Raw genomic sequence first — 24,588 nt, 5'->3', positions numbered from 1 at the left:
AATAATTAATATTATCATGAAAAGTTTAATCTTACTTATAATGCTTTCTGCGACATCTTTTTTGTTTGGACAGCAAACGGAAGGATTAAAAACCGAAAAGACAACAAGAATTTCCATTATGGAAAGGAAGCTTCCTGTAAAGTCTAATGATAGTATTGCTAAGAATAATTTAAATGATATTCTGAAACAAAAGAATACCGGAAGTTCAATTTTAGGAACAACCAATCAGTATAATTCTGAAGTTCAGATGAATGTAAACAGATTAAACAATAATGTGAATACATTTAATAATAATACATTCAACAGAATAATGCCTCAAGGTCAGGGGATACAGTTTAATAAAAGAAAATAAATAGATATAAAATAATTAATGGCAACAAGTAACGATATAAGAAAAGGACTTTGCATTGAATTCAGCAATGATATTTTCAAGGTAGTAGAATTTATGCACGTAAAACCAGGTAAAGGTCCTGCTTTTGTAAGAACGAAATTGAAATCAGTAACAAACGGAAAAGTTCTTGATAATACATTCTCTGCAGGTCACAAGATTGATGAGGTAAAAGTGATCACAAGAAAATTCCAATATCTTTATGATGATGAGAATGGTTTCCACTTTATGAATAATGACGATTTTTCTCAATTATATTTAAATAAAGATATGATTGAAAATTCAAACCTGATGAAAGCAGGCGAAGAAGTTACCATTATTTTGAAAGAAGTTGACGAAACTCCGCTTTCTGCAGAACTTCCTCAATCGGTTTACTTAGAAGTTGTAGAAGCTGATCCGGGTGTAAAAGGAAATACTGCTACCAACGCTCTTAAAAACGCTATCGTAGAAACAGGAGCAAGAGTAATGGTTCCACTATTTATTGAAGCAGGGGATAAAATCAAAGTAAGTACAGAAGATGGTTCTTACTTGGAAAGAGTAAAAGAATAATTTTAAATAAAATTTACATAAATTCGGTTTGCGCTTGCATTCCGAATTTTGTTTTATAATACAATCAATTATTATGAGATTTCATTCTCCACAAAAACTAAAAACTATTGCAGATCTTATTGGATCGAAATTTGTTGGTTCTGAAGACTTTGAGGTATTGGGAACTAATGAAATCCACATGGTAAAACCTGGAGACATAGTTTTCGTAAATCATCCGAAATATTACGATAAAGCCCTAAATTCTGCTGCTACGATCATTCTAATAGATAAAGAAGTAGATTGTCCTGAAGGAAAAGCGCTTTTGGTTTCTGATGATCCTTTCAGAGATTTTAATAAAATTAATACTCACTTTACGAGAATATATAATTTCACAGAAGAACTTCACGATGTAGAAATCGGAGAGGGAACAAAAGTACATCGTACGGCTGTTATCGGAAATAATGTTGTAATTGGAAAAAATACTCTTATTTTTCCAAATGTTGTGATTGGTGACAGAACGGTTATCGGTGATAATGTTGTGATTCAGTCAAACACTGTTTTAGGGGGCGATGCCTTTTATTACAGAAAATTAAATGGAAATTTTGACCGTCTTATTTCAGTTGGAAACGTTGTTATTGAAAATAATGTTGAGATTGGAAACGGTTGTACGATCGATCGTGGCGTTACAGATTCTACGGTAATTGGTGAAGGTTCTGTTTTGGATAATCAAATTCAGGTTGGTCATGATACTGTTATCGGTAAAAAGTGTCTTATTGCTTCACAAGTCGGAATTGCAGGATGCTGTGTGATTGGTGACGAAGTAACATTATGGGGACAGGTTGGTATTGCTTCAGGAAATAAAATCGAAAGCGGATCTGTGATTTTAGGCAAAACAGGAGTCAACAGAGATCTGGAAAAAGGTACATATATCGGGATGTTCGCAGAAGATTTTAAAACTTATCTTAAAAAAGAGGTTAAACTGAGAAATCTCAAATAAACAAATTGTTTAGATTTATCTTTAATCAAAGAAATTTAATTAAATTTGTGTGCATTAAAAATTAATAAATAAATTAAATAAATAATAAAATGTCAATTTTAGTAAACAAAGATTCTAAAGTAATTGTACAAGGATTTACAGGGAACGAAGGTACTTTCCACGCAAGTCAGATGATCGAATACGGAACAAACGTTGTAGGTGGTGTTACTCCTGGAAAAGGTGGTAGCGAGCACTTAGGAAAGCCTGTATTCAACACTGTAGCGGATGCTGTTGCAAAAGCTGGAGCAAACGTGAGTATCATTTTCGTACCGCCTGCATTTGCTGCTGACGCTATTATGGAAGCTGCTGAAGCTGGTATCAAAGTTATTGTATGTATTACTGAAGGTATTCCTGTAGCGGATATGGTGAAAGTAAAATCTTATATCGCAGACAGAGACTGCAGATTGATCGGTCCAAACTGTCCTGGAATTATTACTTCTGATGAAGCTAAAATTGGTATTATGCCAGGTTTCGTTTTCAAGAAAGGTAAAGTAGGTATCGTTTCAAAATCTGGAACACTTACTTATGAAGCTGCTGATCAGGTTGTAAGAGCTGGTTACGGTATTTCTACAGCAATCGGTATCGGTGGTGACCCAATTATCGGAACTACTACAAGAGAAGCTTTAGAATTATTCATCAACGATCCTGAAACTGAAGCTGTTGTAATGATCGGAGAAATCGGTGGAGGTCTTGAGGCTGAAGCTGCAAGATGGTACAAAGCTAGCGGTTCTACAAAACCTGTTGTTGGTTTCATCGCTGGGCAGACTGCACCTAAAGGAAGAACAATGGGTCACGCAGGTGCTATCGTAGGTGGTGCTGAAGATACGGCTCAGGCTAAGATGGAAATCATGAGAGAAAACGGAATCAACGTGGTAGACTCTCCGGCGGACATCGGTGCAACTGTTGCAAAAGTTCTAGGATAACATAAAACATAACGATATGAAAAAATTTTTATTAGCCTCTGCCTTGGCATTTTCTACAATGTCTTTCGCACAGATTGATTTTAGTAGCACAAGATTTGGTGTCACTGCAGGAGGTAACTATTCCAGAGTAAAAAATGCGCACAATCCTTCGGGACCTAGATTTACGGTTCAGGGCGGTGTATTGGCTTTAATACCAATTGGTAAGGAAAATCAGTTTTTCTTACAGCCGGAAGTTGTATATTTTGGTGCAGGAGAAACAGGGAAAGACAAAGATGCTAAAGGTATCGATGGTTATAATGCAGTATACGCAAATAATTATCTGAGTGTACCTATTTCTTTCAAAGCATATTTTTCAGAGGCTGAATCAGAATTCTTTGGTTTGATTGGTCCTAGATTCAATTTTTTATTGAGTCAGAATGTGAAAAATGCTCCGGTTCTTAGACCTTATTATGACCCGGATGTGGTTGATGCTAGTTTACCTAATGTAAATGGAAAAGCAAGCAAATTTAACTTTGGTATAGGAATAGGTGTTGGTTATAGCTACAAAAGACAACTGGAACTTGCTGCAAGATACGATTTCGGTCTTAGCAATACATATCCAGGTCTTGATCACGAACCGAAAGGAACTGACAAAGGAAAGTCTGAACAGGTTCTTAGTTTAAGCTTAAGCTACATCTTCCAATAAGAATTTATTTCATTTTAAGACATAAAAAATCCCGAAACTTAGTTTCGGGATTTTTATTTTATGGAATATTTATTTACATTATCCTTTAATCCATTTCCAGATTTCTTTCAATGTAGCTTTATTTCCGTACATCAAAATTCCAACTCTGTAAATTTTCCCGGCTAGGAAAATCATGAAAATGGTTGTTCCTAAAAGCAATCCTATCGACAGTGCAATCTGCCAAGCCGGAACTCCATAAGGAATTCTTGCAATCATCGCGACAGGCGAGGTAAATGGAATTATTGATAACCAAAATCCAAGTGGACCATCGGGATTATTCATCAAAGTAAAACTTCCATACATTCCCAACATCAATGGCAAAATGGCAAATAAAGTAAACTGTTGAGTTTCCGTTTCATTATCTACTGCAGAACCAATGGCTGCGTAAATCGAACTGTAAAATATATATCCCAAAAGGAAAAACACAATGAATACAAAAATGATTAAAGGAAAGTTTAATTCCAATAAACTATGAGAAATCTGACTTCCGATCTGTAAAATATCAAATTTGCTCATCATTTCTTCATTACCTCCGGGAATATTTTTCGGAATTGATGAAAATCCTGTATTTAAAACCACAGCTCCAACGACAGACATCGTAATCCAAACCACAAACTGAGTTAAGGCAACCAAAGTCACACCCAAAATTTTCCCCATCATCAGCTCAAAAGGTTTCACAGAAGAAATGATAATCTCAACAACACGGTTGTTTTTTTCTTCCAAAACACTTCTCATTACTCTCACGCCATAAATAATGATAAACATGAAAGTAACATACATCAAAAGCATACTCAATACGCTTTTTACTCCGAAAGCAAGATCAGAATCTTCTTTATTATTTTCAGCAACGTTGATGGTTTTTAATGTAAAACTTTTATCAAGATTATTTAATTGAGTTTGTTCAATACCTAATTGTTTGATCTTTTCCTTTTTAATAACGTCACTGATATCAGAAACAATTTTCTGTTTCGTGTCAAAACCAATCTTACTGTTGATAACAAGCCTTGTATTTTGTTCTAAAATATCAAAATTCTGACTTTTTAATTCCGGTAAAATTAAAATTCCGTCTAAAGATTCATTTCCTTTTAAATTATTGATCTTCGACTGTTCATCCGCTGCAGAAATAAAAACATAATTCAAGCGGTCATTGGATTTCAATTGATTTTTAAATAAACCGCTTTTGTCTACAACCTCAATTACGCTGTGTGATTCATTTGCCTTGAACATCAAACCGATTACCGATCCGAAGGCAATTAATAAGATCGGAGCTAATAAAGTTAATATAACGAAGGATTTTTTCTTAACCTGAGTAAGATATTCCCTTTTTGTAATTAAAAAAATATTATTCATAATTAAGAATTGTTGCTTACTGCATTAATAAATACTTCATTCATACTTGGAATTCTTTCATCAAAAGATCTTACTTTTCCTACATTTACCAAATCCAGAAGAATATGATTTTGATCGCTTTCGTTTTTCAATTCAAAAGACAGAAGATTATTTTCATGATTTAGATTAAAGATCTCATATTTATTTTTGAAATTATCTAATTGAGAATCATCTATTTCCGAAAGAGTAATTCCGAAAATGTTTTTCTTGAATTTCTCCCTCACATCAAAAACTCTTCCGTCGATAATCTTTTTAGACTGATCGATTAAAGCAACATAATCACACATTTCTTCCACACTTTCCATTCTGTGAGTGGAAAGAATGATAGTTGTTCCGTTATTTTTAAGTTCAATGATTTGATCCTTAATTAAATTGGCATTCACCGGATCAAAACCTGAAAACGGCTCATCAAGAATCAATAAATGAGGTCTGTGAAGAACGGTTACTACAAACTGGATTTTCTGAGCCATCCCTTTTGAAAGTTCCGAAAGTTTTTTCTTCCACCACTGATCGATGTGAAGTTTATCAAACCATTTTTTTGCTTCATTTAAAGCATCGTTTTTGCTCATTCCTTTCAGTTCCCCGAAATAAAGAAGCTGATCTCCGACGGTCATATTTTTATACAAACCTCTTTCTTCGGGCATATAACCGATGTCTTTGATATGATTAGGATTAAGCTTTTCTCCATTAATTTGGATCTCTCCGGAATCAGCCTGAGTAATTTGATTGATGATACGGATGAAAGATGTTTTTCCGGCTCCGTTCGGGCCCAAAAGACCATAGATACTTCCTTTCGGAACATGGATGCTAAAATCATCCAAAGCCACCTTTTTACCGGCGTTGTAGGTCTTTCTAATATGTTCAGCTTTTAGCATTAATTTGTTTTTATAATTAGTATAAAAATGTTCCGAAAGTTACGGAATAATTAAGCTAAAAGAAAAAATCCTGATGATTATCAGGATTTAAATTATTGTTTTACAATTTGGGTAACTTTCATTGTGTTATCGCTCAAAATATAGCGAATCAAATATTTTCCGGGTTTTAACTTTTCAATATTAATTTCACCCGAATTCATATTTACCGAATAAGTTGCAACCTGTGTACCCAAAATTGAATAAAAGATCACACTTTTGATTTTTAGGTTAGGATCCTTTGCCTTAACGATAAGGAAATCCTTTGCAGGATTAGGATAGGCAACAAGAACTCCGTCGTCAGATTTCTGGGAGAATGATGCCGGCTCTTTTATTTGAGCTTTCATATTGTTGGAAAACCCAACAAAAGCGCCTAAAAAGATAAATAAAAGTAAAAGTTTTCTCATCAAATTATAATTTCTAAGGGATATTTAAACAAAAGTAAATAATTCTGCAATTCTACACAATAGTTTTTTATATAAGTTGTAGTAAATTTGCATTAAATTTCATTCAAAAAGTATTCCAAAATGATACATTCAAGAAATAGAAGGCTGAGAGTAAACGAATCTGTGAGAAGTCTGGTAAGAGAATGTTCTCTTACGACCAATGATTTTGTAATGCCGATCTTCGTAATGGAGGGCGAAAACAAGGAAGAAGCAATCCCGTCTATGTCGGGAATTTTCAGAAGGAGCATAGATTTGACGGTGAAAGAATGTAAGGAATTATTTTCTTTGGGAGTAAAGGCTGTCAATCTTTACATGAAAGTTTCGGAAAATCTGAAAGACAATGCAGGAAAAGAAGCATGGAACAAAAACGGATTGATGCAAAATACGATCAGAGCGATCAAAGATGCAGTTCCGGAAATGGTTGTAATGCCTGATGTAGCTTTAGATCCTTATTCAATCTACGGTCACGACGGAATTATAGAAAATGGAAAAATCGTAAATGATGCGACAAACGATGCATTGGCAAGAATGTCTGTTTCTTTGGCAGAAGCCGGAGCTGACATTGTGGCACCAAGCGATATGATGGACGGAAGAGTTCAGGTAATTCGTGAAGCTTTGGAAGAAAGTGGATTTACGGATGTTGGTATTTTGAGTTACGCTGCAAAATATGCAAGTTCTTTCTACGGACCTTTCAGAAGTGCTTTAGACAGTGCTCCGAAAGATGATATGGAAATTCCGAAAGATAAAAAAACGTATCAGATGGATTTTCATAATTCTCGTGAAGCATTAAACGAAGTTTTCAAAGATATTGATGAAGGTGCAGATATTATTATGATCAAACCGGGACTTCCGTATCTTGATATTGTTTCCAGAGTTCGTGAAGCTATTGATCTTCCGATTGCAGTTTACAATGTGAGCGGAGAATATGCAATGGTAAAAGCAGCTGCACAAAATGGCTGGCTGGATAATGACAAGACAATCATCGAAAGTTTAACGTGCTTCAAAAGAGCAGGAGCAGATATGATTTTCACTTATTTTGCAAAAGAAGCAGCAATTCTTTTAAACAAATAATTTTAAAAGTATATTTAAACCAAAACACCTCAACTTGAGGTGTTTTTTATTTTAAGATTGAGCTAAAATTGAAATTTATGAAATATTAAAATCTTTTCCTTTTGTAAATTTTGCGGCAAAAGGAGCTTGATTTCCAGTGTATTTTAAGATGAAATTTTTCTTTGTGTCGGTATCAACCTTAGCTTCAACCTCAACATTCTGGGTTTGGAAACTTACATCCAAATTAACTCCTGATTCTTTTTCAAGATTAATTTCCACACTTTCCGCATAAAAAAGAGAAGCACTTAAAAAGTTAAACTTAATATTTTTTCTATACGATTTCGATTGATCCTGAGTAAATTCCGAGTAACTTCTTAAAATCTCAATTCCAGGTGAATCTATGTTGGTAATTCTGGATTTTGTAACACCGTTTACTTTTATTGAAAAATCTTTCGCATTTTTAATATCGCCATTCAAGCCAATATTGAAAAGAGAAGGTAAAGAAAGACCAAATTCAATCATACTGTCTTTTGTAAATTCAAAATCAGGAATCATAGCGGGAAACTTTTGAACATTCATCAGTTGATTTTTAACTGTATTCAATTGATCTCCTTCAAATAAATATCCGATCAGATTATTATTGGTTGTTCGCCAGTTTCTACCATTCCATTCGTAGATTTCGCAAAGTAGAGTATCAGTGGAAGAATGGGGAAGAAGATCCATATCCTGCCATTTGAAAACTTCTTTTGCGTAAGGTCTTCTGTTGATAATATTAAGCCCAAGATCTAAAGCTAAAAGCTCGGTAAGTTGTTGATTGTTTTCCATATTAGTTTTAAGTGTTTATTGATGTATAAAATTAATTAAAAATTGGTTACTTGATTTTAAACTTCCAATAATATTTGATAAATCCTTCGACTGCTTCGCGCTCAGGATGACACTGCCTAATTATTTCTTGGATTTAAAAAGATTAGTATTAGAAATGTCATCCTGAGCGCGAAGCAGTCAAAGGATTAATTAAACAAGATATTAAAATATCATAAAACTTTCCCCTCTGTTTTTTAATCTAAAAATTGAATTCAAAAAAACTTTATCTTTGCCGTTATGATTTTACGAGGAGAAAACTTAATCAAAGAATACGGTCCTAAAAAAGTTGTAAAAGGCGTTTCTGTACAGGTTCAGCAGGGAGAAATTGTTGGTTTGCTTGGTCCGAACGGAGCAGGAAAAACCACTTCGTTTTATATGATTGTTGGGTTGGTGAAGCCTACTTCAGGTAAAATCTTTCTGGACAAACAGGAAATCACAACCGATGCAATGTACCGCAGAGCACAAAAAGGTATCGGTTATCTGGCTCAGGAAGCATCTGTTTTCAGAAAACTTTCCGTGGAAGAAAATATCATGGGAGTTTTACAGCTTACAAAACTTACAAAGCGTGAACAACAGATGAAATGCGACGAGTTGGTTGAAGAGTTTTCACTGCAGCATGTTCGCAAAAACCGTGGAGATCTTTTATCAGGAGGTGAAAGACGTAGAACCGAAATTGCAAGATGTTTGGCAACAGACCCGAATTTCATTCTTTTGGACGAACCTTTTGCAGGAGTTGACCCTATTGCAGTGGAAGACATCCAGAAAATTGTAAGAAGCCTTACGGACAAGAATATCGGAATTCTGATTACTGACCACAACGTACAGCAGACTTTGGCGATTACCAATAAAACTTATATTATGTTTGAAGGAAGGATTTTGAAAGAAGGACTTCCCGAAGAATTGGCAAATGATCCGCAGGTAAGAGAAGCCTATCTTGGCGAAAACTTTGTTTATCAAAGTATTTTCGACAAACCTAAAAAGAAGAGTTACGGTTACAATATTTGGGCTGGAAATTTCGAATCCAAGTCACAATTCCAAAGCTTTGTTGATGAAAATTTTGCTCAGTTTGATGATTTGAGATTGATGCACGGTTTTGAGGACATCAGTTTTGCTTCATTAGGAAATTCGGAAATTCAGCATATTTTTAATGATGTTGTGGATAAAAATGCAAATAATTCCTTTATTTTCCAGAAAAAAGAAATTAATTCAATTTATACTTTAGAACAGGCAGAAGCTGAATCTAAAGATGCAAGTAAACCTGAGTTGCATTATCTGACAACTTATGTTTTTGAAAATTAAATCAAAGCAAATATTTGCTGAAAAATAGAATAAAACGTACCTTTTCTCTGTAAAACGGTACGTTTTTTAGTTAAACTCATTCCTATGGCAAAACCTTTCAACAGAACCGTCACCTTATTCGGAATTTATAAACAGTTGGTTCCATTTATCAGACCTTATCGATTAATGATTTACGGGACGTTATTTCTTACATTTTTAGGCGCTCTTGCCGCTCAGGTGAACCCGATTGTCTTAAAATATACCGTAGATGAGGTTACAAAACTCACTCATCTTCCGCATCCGATGTCCGAAGGAATCCATATTTTGGTGGTGATTTCCATTATTTTGCTTGGGAAAGAATTATTAAATATTTTCATCAATTTCGGACAGAAATTTTATGGTGAAAAAATTAGAATTAATGTAAGTTCTGTTTTGGCACAGTCAGCAATTGATAAAATTTTAACATACAGAGTTGCTTATTTTAATGATGAAAACCACGAATCAGGGAAACTACAAATCAGAATCGACCGAGGAATTGAAAGTTTAACAAGGCTGGTTCAGAACTTTTTTATCGATATGCTTCCTCTGTTTTCAAATGCATTTATTGCTTTGATTATTATGTATATGCAAAATATTTATGTCGGAATTGTTTCTACGATTATTGTTCCTATTTATTTTTATATCAGTTCATTACAGGCGAAAAAACTAGGAGGTGTAAGACGAACTTTGAGAAATCAGCGAGAACAGAAAACTTCGGGATTGTTGAACTTAATTAATTCTATAATGGTAATTAAAAGTTTTGTCCGTGAAAAATTTGAAGGAAAAAAACAATACGATTTGCAGATGCAGTTGATGGAAAGTCAAATGTTTACTCGAAAAACGAATTTTATTTATGATGGTCTTAAAACTTTTATCGAACAGTTCGGAGTTGTTTTAATTATACTTTTAACGGTTTATTTGGTTCTCGATCAGCAAATGACAATCGGCGCTATCATGCTTCACATCATGCTTTTTAATAATGTTTCGGCTCCGATTCGTCAACTTCACAGAATTTATGATGATATGAATGATGCGATGATCTATGCTGAAGGTTATTTTGATATTTTAAATGCTGATAATGAAAAAGAGCCAAACGGAAATTTTGTAGAGAAAGATATCAAAGGAAATTTTGAATTAAAAAATGTCAATTTTTCTTATCCAAACGGAACGCAAGCATTACATGATGTTTCCATGAAAATTGAAAATGGTAAAACAACAGCTTTGGTTGGATTAAGCGGTGCCGGAAAATCAACGATCATCAATCTTTTATGTAAATTTTACCTTCCTGATTCCGGAGATATTCTATTGGATAATGTTAATTTAAATGATTTTGATAATACTTTTTTAAGAGGTGATCTTGGTTTAGTACTTCAGAAAAATCATATTTTTCAAGGAAGTATTGAAGACAATATCCGCTACGGAAATATGAATGCGACTTTCGAAGAAATTGAAGAAGCCGCGAAAAAAGCCTATCTCCACGAACAAATTTTAGATCTGCCGGAAAAATATAAACATGATGCGACCCAACTTTCCGGAGGGCAGCAGCAAAGAATTGCGATTGCGAGATTATTCTTGAAAAATCCACCGATTATTTTCCTTGATGAACCTACGGCAAGTCTTGACGCAATTGCTACAGAGCAAATTAAAAATTCTTTGGATGCCATAAAAGAAGGCAGAACGGTCATTATTATTTCCCATTCTCTGTCCCAGATTTTAGATTCTGATAAAATTTATGTCATGAAAAAAGGAAGAGTGGTGGAAAGTGGAACTCATGATGAATTAGTTCATCTCAACGGAACTTACAGAGAGATTTTCGATGCTTCGGCGAGAAGTTTAAACTTAGATAAATTGGTAAATACTTTTAAGGATAATTAAAAACAATTTTACAAATTTGCAGATTAGCGATTTACAATAAATGAACGATCATTATTTAAAAAAACTTGATAGAGTAACCGCAATTCTCACTCAATTACAATCAAAACCAATTGTAAGAGCGCAAGATCTGGCTCAAAAATTTGATGTAAGTGTTCGTACAATTTACCGTGATGTAAAAACATTGGAAAACGCAGGAATTCCGATTGTTGGAGAAGCCGGAAGCGGTTATTCTCTGATGGAAGGTTACAAACTTCCGCCTGTAATGTTTACAAAAGAAGAAGTATTGAGTTTCATTACAGCTGAAAAATTAATGCAGAAATTTTCGCATCAAAGCTTGGGGAACCATTATCAGACAGCGATGGAAAAAGTACGTTCGGTACTGAAATATTCGGATAGAAATTTAATCCAGAATATTGAAAAACAGATTGATATTTTTCAGTATCATGCCGCAACCGAAGACACGATAAAAGATGTTCTTCCGACTATTTTGGAAAGTATTGGAGAGAAGCGACAATTAACCATAGAATATAAAACTGTTGACGAGAAAATTTCAACAAGAACCATCGAGGCTGTCGGGGTTTTCTTTGAATTTAATTATTGGTATATCATGGCTTTTTGTACGCTGAGAAATGATTTCCGACAGTTTCGTATTGATAGAATTTTAAAAATTTCAAAAACTCAGAATCCGTTTTTGGGAGAATACGGACAAATTAATGATTATAGAAAAACTGGGAACGGAAATAAAACCGTTGTAAGACTTTTAGTAGAGAAAAAAATCATGGGATTTCTTGTAAATTCAAAAAAATACTATGGTTTAACCAAAGAAGCTGATACAGAAAATGGAATGGTAGAACTGACTTTCGAAACAGAGTCGATTAAAGACGGATTTCCGCGTTGGCTGATCACTTTTGCCGATTTTGCAACAATTTTAGAGCCGGAAAGTCTTAAAATACAATTAAATGATTTATTATCCCAAATCGCCAGTAAACATCAATAAACCCCAACAATTTCTGTCAGGGTTGTAAGCAAAAGTAATTAATAAGAGAATGGTTTAAAAGAAAAAGGCGAATTTGAAATCCTAAAATTGGTTGTCAAAATTTAATTTATAGAATACATTTCCGCCCTTTATATCATGATTGATTTTTCATATTAAATTTTATCAGCGATTTTAATCTCCATAAAGGCATTAAAGAGCTTAAAATCTCTCCCAAAAAAAAGGCGGCTCAATTCCTAAAGCTCTTATATAAACATATCCTTGTCCACGGTGATGGATCTCATTATCAATAAAATATAAAATATTCTGATAAACCGGGAATTCATACTGACCAAATAAATTGAAAGTTTCCTGAAAACGTTCTTCCGAAATCTGAGCAAAATAAGTGTTGATCGTTTCAGTTTCTTCGTCCCATTTTTTCAAAAGATCTTCTTTCGTTTCCGGTTTGAAACCGTCTTCATTGTAGGCTTCCATATTTTTGTCAACGATTCCTTTCAATGCAGGTCCTCCGATTCCGATCAATTCACAGGCTAACTTTGCAAAAGGTCTCATTCCTCCGATTGAAAACTCAAATAAATCCTTTTCAGGGAAAGCCTCGATTACTCTTCTAGTCAGATTTCTATGTCCTTGCCAATGTTCTAATATTTGCTCAGAGGTCATAAACTGTTTTGTGATTGTTGCTGTTGTAGTCATAATTTTAATATTGTTTGTTTTTGTTGATACAAAGATAAAACGGGACTATGACAACAGTTTGTCAGTAGGTTTTTTTAAGTTTAAAAAAAAATAAAAAATCTTGTGTTAATAATTATTTAAGATAAACTTCATAGACTTTTTATCAGCAGGTAGATTTTTTCTCGTTTAATTTATATTGATTATGAAATATGCTATAAGTCTTGAGTTTTAGTTAAATAGATAAGAGTTTTCATGTATAATTAATGCTCAACTCAGATAGGATGAAATTTTTAAACATTAAATCTTATGTTGAATACTATTAATTTGGATGAAGTTTTCAAAGAAAAATTTGATACTTCTTCGGACTTTGAGTTTAATACAAAAGTCGCAGGTGTTTTTGATGATATGGTAAGTAGATCTGTACCGTTTTATGATGAAATGCAGAGAATGACGAGTGAACTGGCAGGAAATTATGCTCTTCCACACACGAATGTTTATGATTTGGGCTGTTCTACAGGAACTACGATGCTTTTAATGGATAAAACGGTAGAAGAAGAAATTAATTTCATCGGAATTGATGATTCTGAAGAAATGATCATTAAATGCAAAGAAAAACTGAATAATTTTAAATTAAACAGAAACATCGAACTTTTGGTTGCAGATTTTACGAAAACAGTTCCTGTGGAGAATGCTTCGGTTGTAGCAATGGTTTTAGTTTTACAATTTATCCGCCCGATCAATCGATTGAGCATTGTGAAAAAAATTCATGACGGAATGGTAAAAAACGGAGTTTTTATCCTTGTAGAAAAGATATTGACGGAAGAAAAGTCATTTAATCGCGAATACATCGATTATTATTACGATTTCAAACGAAGAAACAGCTACAGTGAACTGGAAATTTCGCAAAAAAGAGAAGCTTTGGAAAATGTTTTAATTCCTTATAAGACAAGTGAAAATATTAATATGCTTCATGAAGCGGGATTCAACGATGTAGAGGTGTTTTTCAGATGGTATAATTTTACAGGCATTATTGCGAAGAAATCATGATACAGATAGGAAACTTTTTTTTCAAATACAGGAATTTTTTATTCATTGTTTTGTATTTATTGCTATTTATTCCATCGCCACGGCTTTTTGGCGAAAATTTTGGATCGGATTATTATTGGATTGCGATCACTTTAGGTTTATTTATAACAGTTTTGGGGCAACTCATCAGAGGAGGGACAATTGGTCTTGCTTATATCGTGAGAGGTGGAAGAGACAAGAAAGTCTATGCCGACGGTTTGGTGACGGAAGGAATTTTCAATCATGTCCGAAATCCTTTATACGTCGGAAATATTTTAATGTTGTTGGGTGTAGGAATTTTAGCCAATTCATTGATTTATACATTTGTCATCATGCCGGTTTTTCTGTTTATTTATCAGTGTATCGTTTTGGCAGAAGAGAATTTTTTGAAAAATAAATTCGGACAGGATTTTGAAAATTATACACAAAAAGTTCATCGTTGGATTCCGAAAATTTCAGGATTAGACCAAACTTTTACCTCAATGGAATTTAAATGGAAAAGATGGTTGGTGAAAGAATACAATACACAATTTATATGGCTTTGCGGAATAGTTTTAATTCTTTTGTTCAAATATCCTCAACTTACGCAAGGAAATGCCGATTTTAGAAATATTTTGGCTGTAATTTTTGTTTTGATTTTTTCTGGTTATTATTTTTTTGTCCGATATATGAAAAAGTCAGGAAAATGGGCGACTTGATTTAATAGGATGGTAAAAATTTAAAGTGAAATAAATTAAGATAACCATAAAATATTCATACAACCTTTTCGTTAAAGGAATATACTTACGACATTGTTAGGTAAATAAATAATTTGAAAGTGGTCGGTCTTTTGGGATCGGTCATTTTTGTATTTAAGAGAAAAATTCAATTGCAAAAAGAGTGTCATTTCGACGAAGGAGAAATCTATCAATCTAAAACTCTCAACAATTAGTAGCTATTTCCAGCTTTCCACTATATCTTTTGGGTTACGGTCTCCGCTTCGCTCCGACCGCAACCCAAAAGGATGCCGTTTCAATCTGGGCTATGGCGGTTGTCGGAATTAGAAAAGTTAAGGCTCTTCAGAATCAAAATTTGTAAACCTTATTTTAAAAAAGTAATTTAGTACTATGAAAATTTATACGAAAACAGGCGATAAAGGTCAGACTGCGTTGTACGGCGGAACGAGAGTTTCAAAAGCGAGTGCAAGAGTCGACAGCTACGGAAATATAGACGAACTCAATTCATTTATAGGAATTTCAAAAAGTCATATTCAAGATGAAGAAGTTTTAAAACAATTAAAAAAAATTCAGTTTGATTTGTTTACGGTTGGTTCGGAAGCGGCAACTCCGGTAGATAAATTAATGTTGGCAAATGGAAAATCACGTTTACCACTAATTATTTCGGAAACTGAAATCGAAGAATTGGAAAATTGGATGGATGCTTTTGAAGAAAAATTAGAACCGCTTCAATATTTTATTCTTCCAGGAGGTGGAAAATCAGCAACGTTTTTGCATGCAGCAAGAACAATCTGCAGAAGAGCAGAACGTTCTTTAGTTTTCTTAAACGAATCGGAAGAAGTTCGCCCTGAGTTAATTAAATATTTAAACAGACTTTCAGATTATCTTTTTGTGTTGGCAAGATATATCTCAAAAATCAACAACGAACCGGAAGAGTACTGGAATCCGAATGAAAGATAGAGTATTGCTTTTCATCAACGGAGACGCTCCGAAATCTTTTCCGAATCCTAAAAATTACAGGTTGATTGCCTGTACAGACGGTGCTTTTCATTATCTTAAAAATCTAAATTTTCCATTAGATAAATTAGATTTTATTTCCGGAGATTTCGATTCGCATTCTGGAAAAGATGAAAATATTTATGATGAGAAATTCATTTATACTCCGGATCAGGACAAAACAGATTTTCATAAAGCATTAGAAATTATTTTAGAAAAAGGCTTTAAAAATGTTGACGTTTTAGGCGGAAGTGGAGGAGAGCAGGATCATTTTTTGGGAAATCTTACCGTAGCTTTTGGATTTAAGGATCAGTTAAACATAAAGTTTTATGATGAATTTTCTGAATATTATTTTGTCCCGAAAAGTTTTAGTGTAAAAGGAATAAAAGATAAAATGGTTTCATTATATCCTTTTCCATCAGTTGAAAATATTACAACAAAAGGTTTGAATTGGCCTTTAATTAATGGAAGTTTAAGCATTACTTCAAGAATTGGAACCCGAAATTTTGCAGTGGAAGATGAGGTTTCTATTGAATATGAAAAAGGTGATTTGCTGGTTTTTATCGGAAGAAATTATTTGTAAATTACATATGAAAAAATAAGCATCCTCTTTGTCATTCCGTAGGAATCTAAACTTTTCTTTTTCTGATGAGATTCCTAATAAAATACTCTTAATTTTAAATAATCTACTTGAAAAACCTAATCAAAATATCATTTCTAACCATTTCAATATTTTGTGTTTTCTCCTGCAAAACGCAGAATTTTTCCATGCCCGAATATGGAAAAAATATTACAGAAAAAGATATTAAAATTAAAAAAGTCAATAATTTACGAACAGTTGGAAATATAAAAAACATTGACGGCAGAACTTTAAAAGAAGGGAAATTTTACAGAAGCGGAAATCTTTATAAGCTAAAACCAAAATCATTCAAAGAATTTGAAAACTTAGGAATAAAAGAAATTATTGACCTTAGAAATTCAAAAGAAATTGCTCAAAAACCAGACAATCTTCCGAGTGGAATTATTTACAAAAATTATTCTGCATTTGAAGATAAAGGTGATCAATTGGATCAGGCTAAAAAATTAGTGCTAAAAGGAAAAGTTAACGGTTCTGATGCTGATAAAAGAATGCTTGATTTCTACAAAGAATATGTCACAGAAAATCCTGAAATTATCAAAAAAATTGTCACTGAAATTTTAGAATCAGACCAGCCGATTTTATATCACTGTACTGCAGGAAAAGACAGAACAGGAATTACAACTGCTCTGATTTTAACAATTTTAAAATTTGATAAGGAAACGATTTACAATGATTATCTGTTATCCAATAATTACAGGAAAAAGTTAGTTGATAAAAGACTTAATCTCGCAAATAATTTACATTTTCTTTATCCCAAAATGGATATTAAAGTATTGGAAAAATTAAGCTGGGTTGAAACTGATTATTTAGATGCAGCTTTTAATGAAATCAACAACAAATATGGCTCAATCGATACTTATATTCAACAAGTTTTGGGAATTTCTGAAAATAAAAGACAGGAATATATTCAGAAGTTCACATATTAATAATGAAGCTTTATTTTCAATAAAAAAACATCGAAATTTATAATAAATTTAACGTTTAAAAATCAAACTTTTTTAGCAATTTTGCATTCTTAATTCACTTGTTAGAAAATGAAAATAAAATACTCGGAACTTATTGATCAGACATTGTATTTTCCAACGGAAGAATTCAATGTTTCTGAGAACAATTTGTTGTTTCACGATATTCCTTTGATGGATGTTGTTGAAAAGTTTGGAACTCCTTTAAAGGTTAGTTACCTCCCGAAGATTTCTCAAAATATTCAGAAAGCAAAAAGCTGGTTCAAAGAAGCGTTTGAGAAAACCGAATATAAGAAAAACTACAGGTATTGTTACTGTACAAAATCCAGTCATTTTAAATTTGTCATTGAAGAAGCACTAAGAAATGATATTTCTATTGAAACTTCTTCTGCATACGACATGGATATCGTAAAATCTCTTTATAAGGAAGGGAAAGTAACAAAAGATATTGAAGTGATCTGTAACGGGTTTAAAACTGATGATTATCTGGCGAAAATTTCGGATATGATCAATAGCGGTTTTGAAAATATTACGCCAATTTTGGATAATTACCGTGAGTTGGATAAGCTTACAGAAAGCATCGACACGACTTTCGATATTGGAATCAGAATCGCTTCTGAAGAAGAGCCTAAATTCGAATTTTATACCTCAAGATTAGGAATCGGATATAAAGATATTATTCCTTACTACAGTCAAAAGATCGCTGAACATCCGAATGCAAGATTGAAAATGCTTCATTTTTTTATTAATACGGGAATCAAAGACACAGCGTATTATTGGAATGAATTGTATAAATGTCTTCGTGTTTATGCGCGTTTGAAAAAAATTGCTCCAGAAGTAAATTCTTTGAATATCGGTGGTGGTTTCCCAATTAAAACGTCTTTGCAGTTTGATTATGATTATCAATATATGGTTGAAGAAATCGTTTCTCAGATCAAGAAATTCTGTGAAGAAGAAGGTGTTGAAGAACCTAATATTTATACAGAATTTGGAAGTTTCACAGTTGGAGAAAGCGGTGCGAATATTTATAAAATCATTTCTCAAAAACGTCAGAACGACAGAGAAAAGTGGAATATGATCGATTCATCTTTCATGACGACTCTTCCTGATACTTGGGCGATTTCAAGACACTTTATCATGCTTCCGTTAAATCGTTGGGATGATACATATGAAAGAGTTTTCTTAGGTGGATTGACTTGTGATTCAGATGATTACTATAATTCTGAACAGCATACAAATGCAATTTATCTGCCCGTTTTCAGTGATACAAAACCATTATATATCGGGTTTTTCCACACAGGAGCATATCAGGAAACAATTGGTGGTTATGGTGGAGTTCATCACTGTTTAATGCCTCAACCAAGACATATTCTGATTCAAAAAGATGAAAATGGAGAACTTCAATATGAGATTTTCCGTGAAAGACAGGAGCCGGAAGATGTCTTGAAACTTTTAGGATATTAATAAAACTGTCATTGCGAGGAGCGAAGCGACGAAGCAATCTCGAAAAAACATAAAAAAAGTCTGTCTTAAAAATTTTGAGACAGACTTTTTTATTTAAAAATATTTTGAAATCTTATCAAGTCTTAATTCTTCATAATCAGAAACCACCGTATCTGCCAAAGTATAATCCTGGTTTTTAGAATGTGGACTTCTATACGCTGCACAGAAAATTTTCGCTCGGTGAGCCGCCAAAATTCCATTGGTAGAATCTTCAATAACCATACAGTTTTCAACAGGTTCACTTGCCATTTCTGCAGCCAATAGGAAAACTTCAGGATGAGGTTTTGATTCCTTTAAATTTGCACCGCTTATTTTTCCTTTGAAATATTTTTCCAGCTCAAATTTTTCAAAAACCATATTGATAGTAGTCATTGTTGCGGAAGAAGCCAGTATTAATTTTATATCATTTTCATAATAATGCAGAATTAGATCTTTCACTCCCGGAATTAAATCAAATTCCTCATCATTGTAAAAATAATCTTTAAAAAATGCTCTTTTGGTAGATGCAATCTCTTCGGGAGTTTGTTTTAAATTAAATTTATCAATTAAAGTTTCAGCAACTCTTTTTGTGGAAGCTCCTGTAAAAGAAGTGTATAAATCTTCGGGAACCGCAATTCCCAGTTCGTCAAATGTTTTGAAATAAGCTTTTCTATGCAATGGTTCTGTATCTACAATTACTCCATCCATATCGAAAAGAACAGCTTTTAAAGGCATAAAATTAAATTTTTAAACAAAAATAATGTTTTAAAGTTAAAGGATTTTAATCAATATAAAACTTATCATTAATAACTCATCATTTACAACTCAACGACTATTTTGTATCTTTGCAAAATCTTATACTATTTCAATCATTTAATTTTTTAATTAATAAATTATATATGAAAACATACGCAGGAATTCCTGAAGAAAATGCATCATTAGAGAACTCGAAAGTAGTTTTGGTAACTGTTCCTTACGATGGAACTTCAACTTGGGGAAAAGGAGCGGATAAAGGTCCTGAATTATTCCTTGATGCTTCAGAAAACATGGAGCTTTACGACATCGAAACAGGAACTGAGCCTTATTTGGAAGGTGTTTACTTAGCCGGAGAAGTTTCTGAAAATTCTACGCCTGAAGCAATGACAGAAGCTGTTTATCAAAAAACAAAAGAGCTTTTGAGCAACAACGGAAAATTATTCACGCTTTTTGGTGGTGAACATTCCGTTTCTATCGGTTCGATTCGTGCGGTTGGTGAAAAGTATGAAAACTTAACGGTTCTTCAATTGGATGCTCATACAGATCTTCGTCCTGAGTTCCACGGTTCTACTTCTAATCATGCTTGTGCAGTTTTTGAAGCGAATCAGAAGCATAATTTGGTACAGGTGGGAATCCGTTCTATGGATATTGAAGAGGCTGAATATTTACCTGAAGGAAGAGTATTTTTCGCTCATGAAATTGCAAACAATGAAAACTGGGTAAATGATGTATTGGAAAAAGTTTCAGGAAACGTTTATATCACGATCGATTTAGATGCTTTTGATCCTTCAATTGCTCCATCAACGGGAACTCCTGAACCAGGTGGTTTACAATGGTATCCAACATTAGAATTATTAAGAAAAGTATTTGAAAAATGTAATGTTGTAGCTTTTGATATTGTTGAATTAATGGATTCGGCTTATTCAAAACCAAGTGCATTCTTGGCTGCAAAGTTATACTACAAAATGTTGGCTTATTATCATATAAATAAAGATTAAAACTTCGCAAGATTCGGATTTTTTCTGTGAATAATTCTTTGGATATTTGTGAGGTAAAATAAATGTTATGTCCACACAAAATCAGATAGATTACGAAAGAATTGCTAAAGCGATAGAATATATCCGAAGCAATTTTAAGCTTCAGCCGAATTTGGATGAAGTGGCGGAAAAAGTTCATTTGAGTCCGGCTCATTTCCAGAAGATGTTTTCTGATTGGGCGGGAACGAGTCCAAAGAAATTTTTACAGTTCATAAGTCTTGAACATGCTAAAAATTTGTTGAAGGAAGAAAAAATGAGTTTGTTTGATGCAGCTTTCGAGACAGGATTTTCGAGCACAAGCAGATTACACGATTTGTTTGTAAACATCGAAGGAATGTCTCCTGCAGAATATAAAAACGGCGGGAAAAACCTCAACATCAATTACAGTTATTCCGAAAGCCCTTTTGGAAACATGATCATAGCTTCTACAGAAAAAGGAGTTTGTTATATGGCTTTTGAAAACAATAAAAATAAAGCATTGGGAGATTTACAACTTAAATTTCCTAATGCTTCTTTTTTTGAAAAACAGGATGATTTTCAGAAAAATGCTTTGTCTATTTTTAATAATGACTGGACGAAACTTAACACCATCAAACTACATCTAAAAGGAACTGATTTCCAGCTTAAAGTTTGGGAAAGTCTTCTCAAAATTCCGATGGGAAAATTATCAACTTACGGAAATTTAGCCGAAAAAATTGGAAATCCAAATGCCTCAAGAGCGGTCGGAACTGCAATTGGAAGCAATCCTGTTGCGTTTTTAATTCCTTGTCACCGTGTGATTCAATCTTCGGGAAATATTGGAGGCTACATGTGGGGAAGCGAAAGAAAGCAATTGATTATCGGCTGGGAAAGTTCTCATGTATATTCTGAAAACTCTATTTTACTTTAAATTTATTTGAACCATTAAGATTGATTTTAAGCAGCGAAGTTTAATTAAGATAGATCATTCTGATTTTTAAGTATCATTTCTTAAGCAAAAGCAAGCTTAATTATTCTCATCAACTTAATCAATCTTAATGGTTTATTTTAATCATAAACGTTAATAATATCAATGTTGAGCCTATTCGAAGACATATCCGATTATCCTATAAACATTCTTCCCAAAGATGGAACCGTTCATTATTACGGTAAAGTTTTTTCAAAAGAAAAATCAGATTTTTATTATGATTATTTATTCAATCAGATTCCGTGGGAAAATGATGAAGCCGTGATTTTCGGAAAATTAATTTTAACCAAAAGAAAAGTAGCTTGGTTTGGAGAAAAGCCATTTGAATACACGTATTCAAAACGAACGAAATATGCAAAGTTCTGGACTCCCGAATTATTAGAATTAAAACAAAAATGTGAAGAAGTCACGGGTGAAACTTACAATTCCTGTTTGCTGAATTTATACCACGACGGAAGTGAAGGAATGGCTTATCACAGCGATGCAGAAAAAGATTTGAAAAAGCATGGAGCAATTGCTTCTCTGACTTTCGGAGCGGAAAGAAAATTTTTATTTAAACATAAAACAACCAAAGAAAAAGTAGAAATATTTTTAGAAAACGGAAGTTTATTGGTAATGAAAGGAATAACTCAGGATCATTGGTTGCATAGACTTCCACCGACTACAAAAGTGAAGACACCGAGAGTAAATTTGACTTTCAGGACGATTGATGAGTAATATTTATACGAAAATTTTAATCATACGGAATGACAAAACTGTGTTGCCAAATTCATAAAAACAAAAAAAGCCGTTCAAATTCGAACGGCTTTTTTAAAACTTATTTATTTAAAACCTCAACTTCAATCGCGCTATCTTCAAAAATCTTGATAAACGCTTTCGTATAATCTTCCTTCGTTGCAAAATTCGGATTATCTAAGAATTTCTGAGGATTAATGGCGAATAATGGAAACCATGTCGAAGAAATCTGTATCTGAATTTTATGTCCTTTCTTAAAAGTATGCACAACATCCTGCAATCTAAAATTCACAGCAGTTTTCTGATTCGGTACCAAAGCTTCCGCTTTTTCTCTAGAATTTCTGAATCTTGCAGGCATAATTTCACTTCTTACCATTTGATGATAATTTCCATAAATTACACCATCTTTCTTTTCAGCAGGTTTAAAATCTTCAGGATAAACATCAATTAATTTCACTGCAAAATCCGCATCTGTAGAAGTGGAAGCAATATTTAATTTAGCCATAATTTCTCCTGCGAAAGTCATATCGTCTGTCAAAACATCAGTTGTGAAAGTTAAAACATCGGGTCTCCCTTCCGCAAATCTCTGATCTTCCGACATATAATTTCTTGGCGTAAATCCATTAAAATCTTTCAGATTATCAGAACTTAAAACAGGATTATTCGGATCACTATAATATTCTGATGAACCTTGTCCTGCAGAATTTTTCAATGTTCCGTTTGATAGGTAGAAATTCACTTTTTGTCCTTCTTTTGGAGGATAAGTCGTAAATTCTCTCCATTGTTTTGCTCCTGTATCATACATCAATGCTTCAGGTAAGCCTGCGTCTTTTTTTGTATCGCCTTTTAAATAATGGTTGAAAAATTTCGTCTCAATATTTTTCTGATAGTATGTTGCAATACTGTCTCCGAAATAAATTTCATTATGTAAATGTTTCCCTTGTTCATACGCCCAAGCTCCGTGAGAAAAAGGCCCCATCACAATCGTATTTTTAGCTTTCGGGCTTGTTTTTTCAATAGTTTTATAAATATTTAAAGGTCCTGAAAGATCTTCTGCATCAAACCAGCCTCCGACAGACATTACTGCATGATTTACGTTTTTAAGATGAGGAAGAAGGCTTCTTTTTTGCCAGAAATCATCGTAATTAGTATGATTCATAATTTCTGTCATGAAGAAATTGTCTTTGTAATATTTGTCATAACCATCTTTCAAAGTACCCATGTCTCTGTAGAATTTCAAACCGTCTTCTGAAGTGGTTTTAATCATAGAATCGGAATACCACGTTTTGTTTTCAGGCTTTGTCTTCTGAACTCCGAAAACCGGGAAAGTTCTGAAATATCCTAACATGAATCTTCCGTTGTGAAGAAAATCGTCATTCCAGAAATCTGAAATCGGAGCTTGCGGAGAAGATGCGACTAAAGCTGGATGTTGCGCCAAAACTCCTACTGCAGTGTAGAATCCCGGATAAGAAGTTCCGTATTGACCTACTTTTCCATTGTTGTCTTTGATATTTTTAACCAACCAATCGATTGTGTCGTAAGTATCTGTACTTTCATCGACATCTTTCTTGGTTTTATGGTCAACTTGAGGTGTCATGTTGGTAAAAGTTCCTTCACTCATGTATCTTCCGCGAACGTCCTGAAATACAAAAATATATTTGTCTTTCATTAAATATTGGTTCGGACCAAGCTTCGTTCTGTATTCGTTTTCACCGTAAGGAGCGATGCTGTAGCAAGTTCTCTGCATCAAAAACGGATATTTTGTTTTGTTGGAAATATCTTTTGGAATATAAACCGCCGTGAAAAGTTTCACCCCGTCACGCATAGTGATATAAAATTCCTTTTTGGTAAAATTATCCTTCACAAAAGTGTCTGCAGGTTGCGGTTTGTTCTGCGAATTTCCAAAAATGAAACATAAAATGAATAAAATTGAAAAATGAATCTTCATTACATAAAATTTGATGCTAATTTAAAAATAAAAAGCTTTTAATTAAATGTATGTTTAAGATTAATATAAAAAGATCCTCGCAGTTAGCTGTCATTCTGACGAAAGAAGAGTCTTCAAACATTATTTTGATAGATTTTTCACTCCATTTTATTTCGTTCAGAATAACAAGCATGAAAGGAAAAATTTAA

The 24,588-nt window shown here is 33.3% G+C and carries 24 protein-coding genes and 1 pseudogene; 18 read left to right on the top strand and 7 right to left on the bottom strand.

The window, feature by feature from the left end; all coding sequences use genetic code 11:
* The first annotated feature begins 16 nt into the window (after nt 1-16).
* From ABD940_RS04005 to ABD940_RS03985, 5 genes are all read left to right on the top strand, one after another.
* Nucleotides 17-352, top strand: coding sequence for a hypothetical protein (locus ABD940_RS04005; protein ID WP_345200463.1), 336 nt, complete (start codon nt 17-19; stop codon nt 350-352).
* 18 nt (nt 353-370) lie between these two features.
* A complete protein-coding gene (gene efp / locus ABD940_RS04000; RefSeq protein ID WP_345200462.1) occupies nt 371-937 on the top strand; it encodes an elongation factor P in 567 nt (188 codons plus the stop codon).
* A gap of 73 nt (nt 938-1,010) precedes the next feature.
* Complete coding sequence (locus tag ABD940_RS03995) at nt 1,011-1,913, top strand: UDP-3-O-(3-hydroxymyristoyl)glucosamine N-acyltransferase (protein ID WP_345200461.1); 903 nt, start codon at nt 1,011-1,013, stop codon at nt 1,911-1,913.
* An 89-nt stretch (nt 1,914-2,002) separates the two neighbouring features.
* Complete coding sequence (gene sucD / locus ABD940_RS03990; RefSeq protein WP_345200460.1) at nt 2,003-2,875, top strand: succinate--CoA ligase subunit alpha; 873 nt, start codon at nt 2,003-2,005, stop codon at nt 2,873-2,875.
* A 16-nt stretch (nt 2,876-2,891) separates the two neighbouring features.
* The gene (locus ABD940_RS03985; protein ID WP_345200459.1) at nt 2,892-3,560 is read left to right on the top strand and encodes a porin family protein; all 669 of its coding nucleotides are present in this window, start codon (nt 2,892-2,894) and stop codon (nt 3,558-3,560) included.
* Nucleotides 3,561-3,638: 78 nt separating this feature from the next.
* Here ABD940_RS03985 and ABD940_RS03980 read toward each other — a convergent pair whose 3' ends face one another.
* The 3 genes from ABD940_RS03980 to ABD940_RS03970 form a co-directional block, all read right to left on the bottom strand.
* On the bottom strand, nt 3,639-4,949 hold the full coding sequence (locus tag ABD940_RS03980) for an ABC transporter permease (protein ID WP_345200458.1): 1,311 nt from the start codon (nt 4,947-4,949) through the stop codon (nt 3,639-3,641).
* Nucleotides 4,950-4,951: 2 nt separating this feature from the next.
* A complete protein-coding gene (locus ABD940_RS03975) occupies nt 4,952-5,863 on the bottom strand; it encodes an ABC transporter ATP-binding protein (RefSeq protein WP_345200457.1) in 912 nt (303 codons plus the stop codon).
* 92 nt (nt 5,864-5,955) lie between these two features.
* Complete coding sequence (locus tag ABD940_RS03970) at nt 5,956-6,306, bottom strand: T9SS type A sorting domain-containing protein (RefSeq protein WP_345200456.1); 351 nt, start codon at nt 6,304-6,306, stop codon at nt 5,956-5,958.
* Between the two features lie 120 nt (nt 6,307-6,426).
* Between ABD940_RS03970 and hemB the strand changes: the two genes are divergently transcribed.
* Complete coding sequence (hemB, locus tag ABD940_RS03965; protein ID WP_345200455.1) at nt 6,427-7,416, top strand: porphobilinogen synthase; 990 nt, start codon at nt 6,427-6,429, stop codon at nt 7,414-7,416.
* Nucleotides 7,417-7,491: 75 nt separating this feature from the next.
* Here the strand turns inward: hemB and ABD940_RS03960 are convergent, their stop codons facing one another.
* Nucleotides 7,492-8,220, bottom strand: coding sequence for a hypothetical protein (locus tag ABD940_RS03960; RefSeq protein WP_345200454.1), 729 nt, complete (start codon nt 8,218-8,220; stop codon nt 7,492-7,494).
* A gap of 276 nt (nt 8,221-8,496) precedes the next feature.
* On the opposite strand from ABD940_RS03960, the pseudogene lptB reads away from it, so the two are divergent.
* The 3 genes and pseudogenes from lptB to ABD940_RS03945 form a co-directional block, all read left to right on the top strand.
* Nucleotides 8,497-9,222 (top strand): annotated as a pseudogene (lptB, locus tag ABD940_RS03955) (LPS export ABC transporter ATP-binding protein); the annotation flags it as partial.
* A gap of 501 nt (nt 9,223-9,723) precedes the next feature.
* Nucleotides 9,724-11,451 (top strand): ABC transporter ATP-binding protein, encoded by a 1,728-nt coding sequence (locus ABD940_RS03950; RefSeq protein ID WP_425550353.1) that lies wholly within the window; start codon nt 9,724-9,726, stop codon nt 11,449-11,451.
* A 40-nt stretch (nt 11,452-11,491) separates the two neighbouring features.
* Nucleotides 11,492-12,448, top strand: coding sequence for a helix-turn-helix transcriptional regulator (locus tag ABD940_RS03945; RefSeq protein WP_345200452.1), 957 nt, complete (start codon nt 11,492-11,494; stop codon nt 12,446-12,448).
* 198 nt (nt 12,449-12,646) lie between these two features.
* On the opposite strand, the gene ABD940_RS03940 is transcribed toward ABD940_RS03945, so the two are convergent.
* Nucleotides 12,647-13,138 carry a DinB family protein gene (locus ABD940_RS03940; protein ID WP_345200450.1) on the bottom strand — a complete coding sequence of 164 codons (492 nt, stop codon included), beginning with the start codon at nt 13,136-13,138 and terminating at the stop codon, nt 12,647-12,649.
* A 285-nt stretch (nt 13,139-13,423) separates the two neighbouring features.
* Between ABD940_RS03940 and cmoA the strand changes: the two genes are divergently transcribed.
* The 6 genes from cmoA (at nt 13,424) to ABD940_RS03910 (ending at nt 18,960) form a co-directional block, all read left to right on the top strand.
* A complete protein-coding gene (cmoA, locus tag ABD940_RS03935; protein ID WP_345200448.1) occupies nt 13,424-14,164 on the top strand; it encodes a carboxy-S-adenosyl-L-methionine synthase CmoA in 741 nt (246 codons plus the stop codon).
* Nucleotides 14,161-14,880 (top strand): methyltransferase family protein, encoded by a 720-nt coding sequence (locus tag ABD940_RS03930; RefSeq protein WP_345200447.1) that lies wholly within the window; start codon nt 14,161-14,163, stop codon nt 14,878-14,880. Before cmoA ends, ABD940_RS03930 begins: the two co-directional genes overlap by 4 nt.
* Nucleotides 14,881-15,288: 408 nt before the next feature.
* Nucleotides 15,289-15,858 carry a cob(I)yrinic acid a,c-diamide adenosyltransferase gene (locus tag ABD940_RS03925; RefSeq protein WP_345200446.1) on the top strand — a complete coding sequence of 190 codons (570 nt, stop codon included), beginning with the start codon at nt 15,289-15,291 and terminating at the stop codon, nt 15,856-15,858.
* Nucleotides 15,848-16,477, top strand: coding sequence for a thiamine diphosphokinase (locus tag ABD940_RS03920; RefSeq protein ID WP_345200444.1), 630 nt, complete (start codon nt 15,848-15,850; stop codon nt 16,475-16,477). The genes ABD940_RS03925 and ABD940_RS03920 overlap by 11 nt, the downstream gene beginning before the upstream one ends.
* Before the next feature lie 185 nt (nt 16,478-16,662).
* Nucleotides 16,663-17,460, top strand: coding sequence for a tyrosine-protein phosphatase (locus ABD940_RS03915; RefSeq protein WP_345200442.1), 798 nt, complete (start codon nt 16,663-16,665; stop codon nt 17,458-17,460).
* A 108-nt stretch (nt 17,461-17,568) separates the two neighbouring features.
* Nucleotides 17,569-18,960: a type III PLP-dependent enzyme domain-containing protein gene (locus ABD940_RS03910; RefSeq protein WP_345200441.1), complete on the top strand. Its 1,392-nt coding sequence runs from the start codon at nt 17,569-17,571 to the stop codon at nt 18,958-18,960.
* A gap of 93 nt (nt 18,961-19,053) precedes the next feature.
* Here the strand turns inward: ABD940_RS03910 and ABD940_RS03905 are convergent, their stop codons facing one another.
* Nucleotides 19,054-19,713 (bottom strand): HAD family hydrolase, encoded by a 660-nt coding sequence (locus ABD940_RS03905; RefSeq protein ID WP_345200439.1) that lies wholly within the window; start codon nt 19,711-19,713, stop codon nt 19,054-19,056.
* Between the two features lie 164 nt (nt 19,714-19,877).
* Here ABD940_RS03905 and speB point away from each other — a divergent pair, with 164 nt between their 5' ends.
* The 3 genes from speB (at nt 19,878) to ABD940_RS03890 (ending at nt 22,434) form a co-directional block, all read left to right on the top strand.
* Nucleotides 19,878-20,732, top strand: a complete 855-nt coding sequence (speB, locus tag ABD940_RS03900; RefSeq protein ID WP_345200437.1) for an agmatinase — start codon at nt 19,878-19,880, stop codon at nt 20,730-20,732.
* A gap of 67 nt (nt 20,733-20,799) precedes the next feature.
* On the top strand, nt 20,800-21,660 hold the full coding sequence (locus ABD940_RS03895) for a bifunctional helix-turn-helix domain-containing protein/methylated-DNA--[protein]-cysteine S-methyltransferase (protein ID WP_345200436.1): 861 nt from the start codon (nt 20,800-20,802) through the stop codon (nt 21,658-21,660).
* Between the two features lie 162 nt (nt 21,661-21,822).
* A complete protein-coding gene (locus ABD940_RS03890; protein ID WP_345200434.1) occupies nt 21,823-22,434 on the top strand; it encodes an alpha-ketoglutarate-dependent dioxygenase AlkB family protein in 612 nt (203 codons plus the stop codon).
* A 100-nt stretch (nt 22,435-22,534) separates the two neighbouring features.
* Here the strand turns inward: ABD940_RS03890 and ABD940_RS03885 are convergent, their stop codons facing one another.
* A complete protein-coding gene (locus tag ABD940_RS03885; protein WP_345200433.1) occupies nt 22,535-24,400 on the bottom strand; it encodes a CocE/NonD family hydrolase in 1,866 nt (621 codons plus the stop codon).
* Nucleotides 24,401-24,588 lie beyond the last annotated feature (188 nt).

Origin of the sequence: Chryseobacterium ginsengisoli, from assembly GCF_039542325.1 — a bacterium.
In the GTDB taxonomy this organism is placed as follows: Bacteria; Bacteroidota; Bacteroidia; order Flavobacteriales; family Weeksellaceae; genus Chryseobacterium; species Chryseobacterium ginsengisoli.
This window is presented reverse-complemented; position numbering and strand designations above follow the sequence as displayed.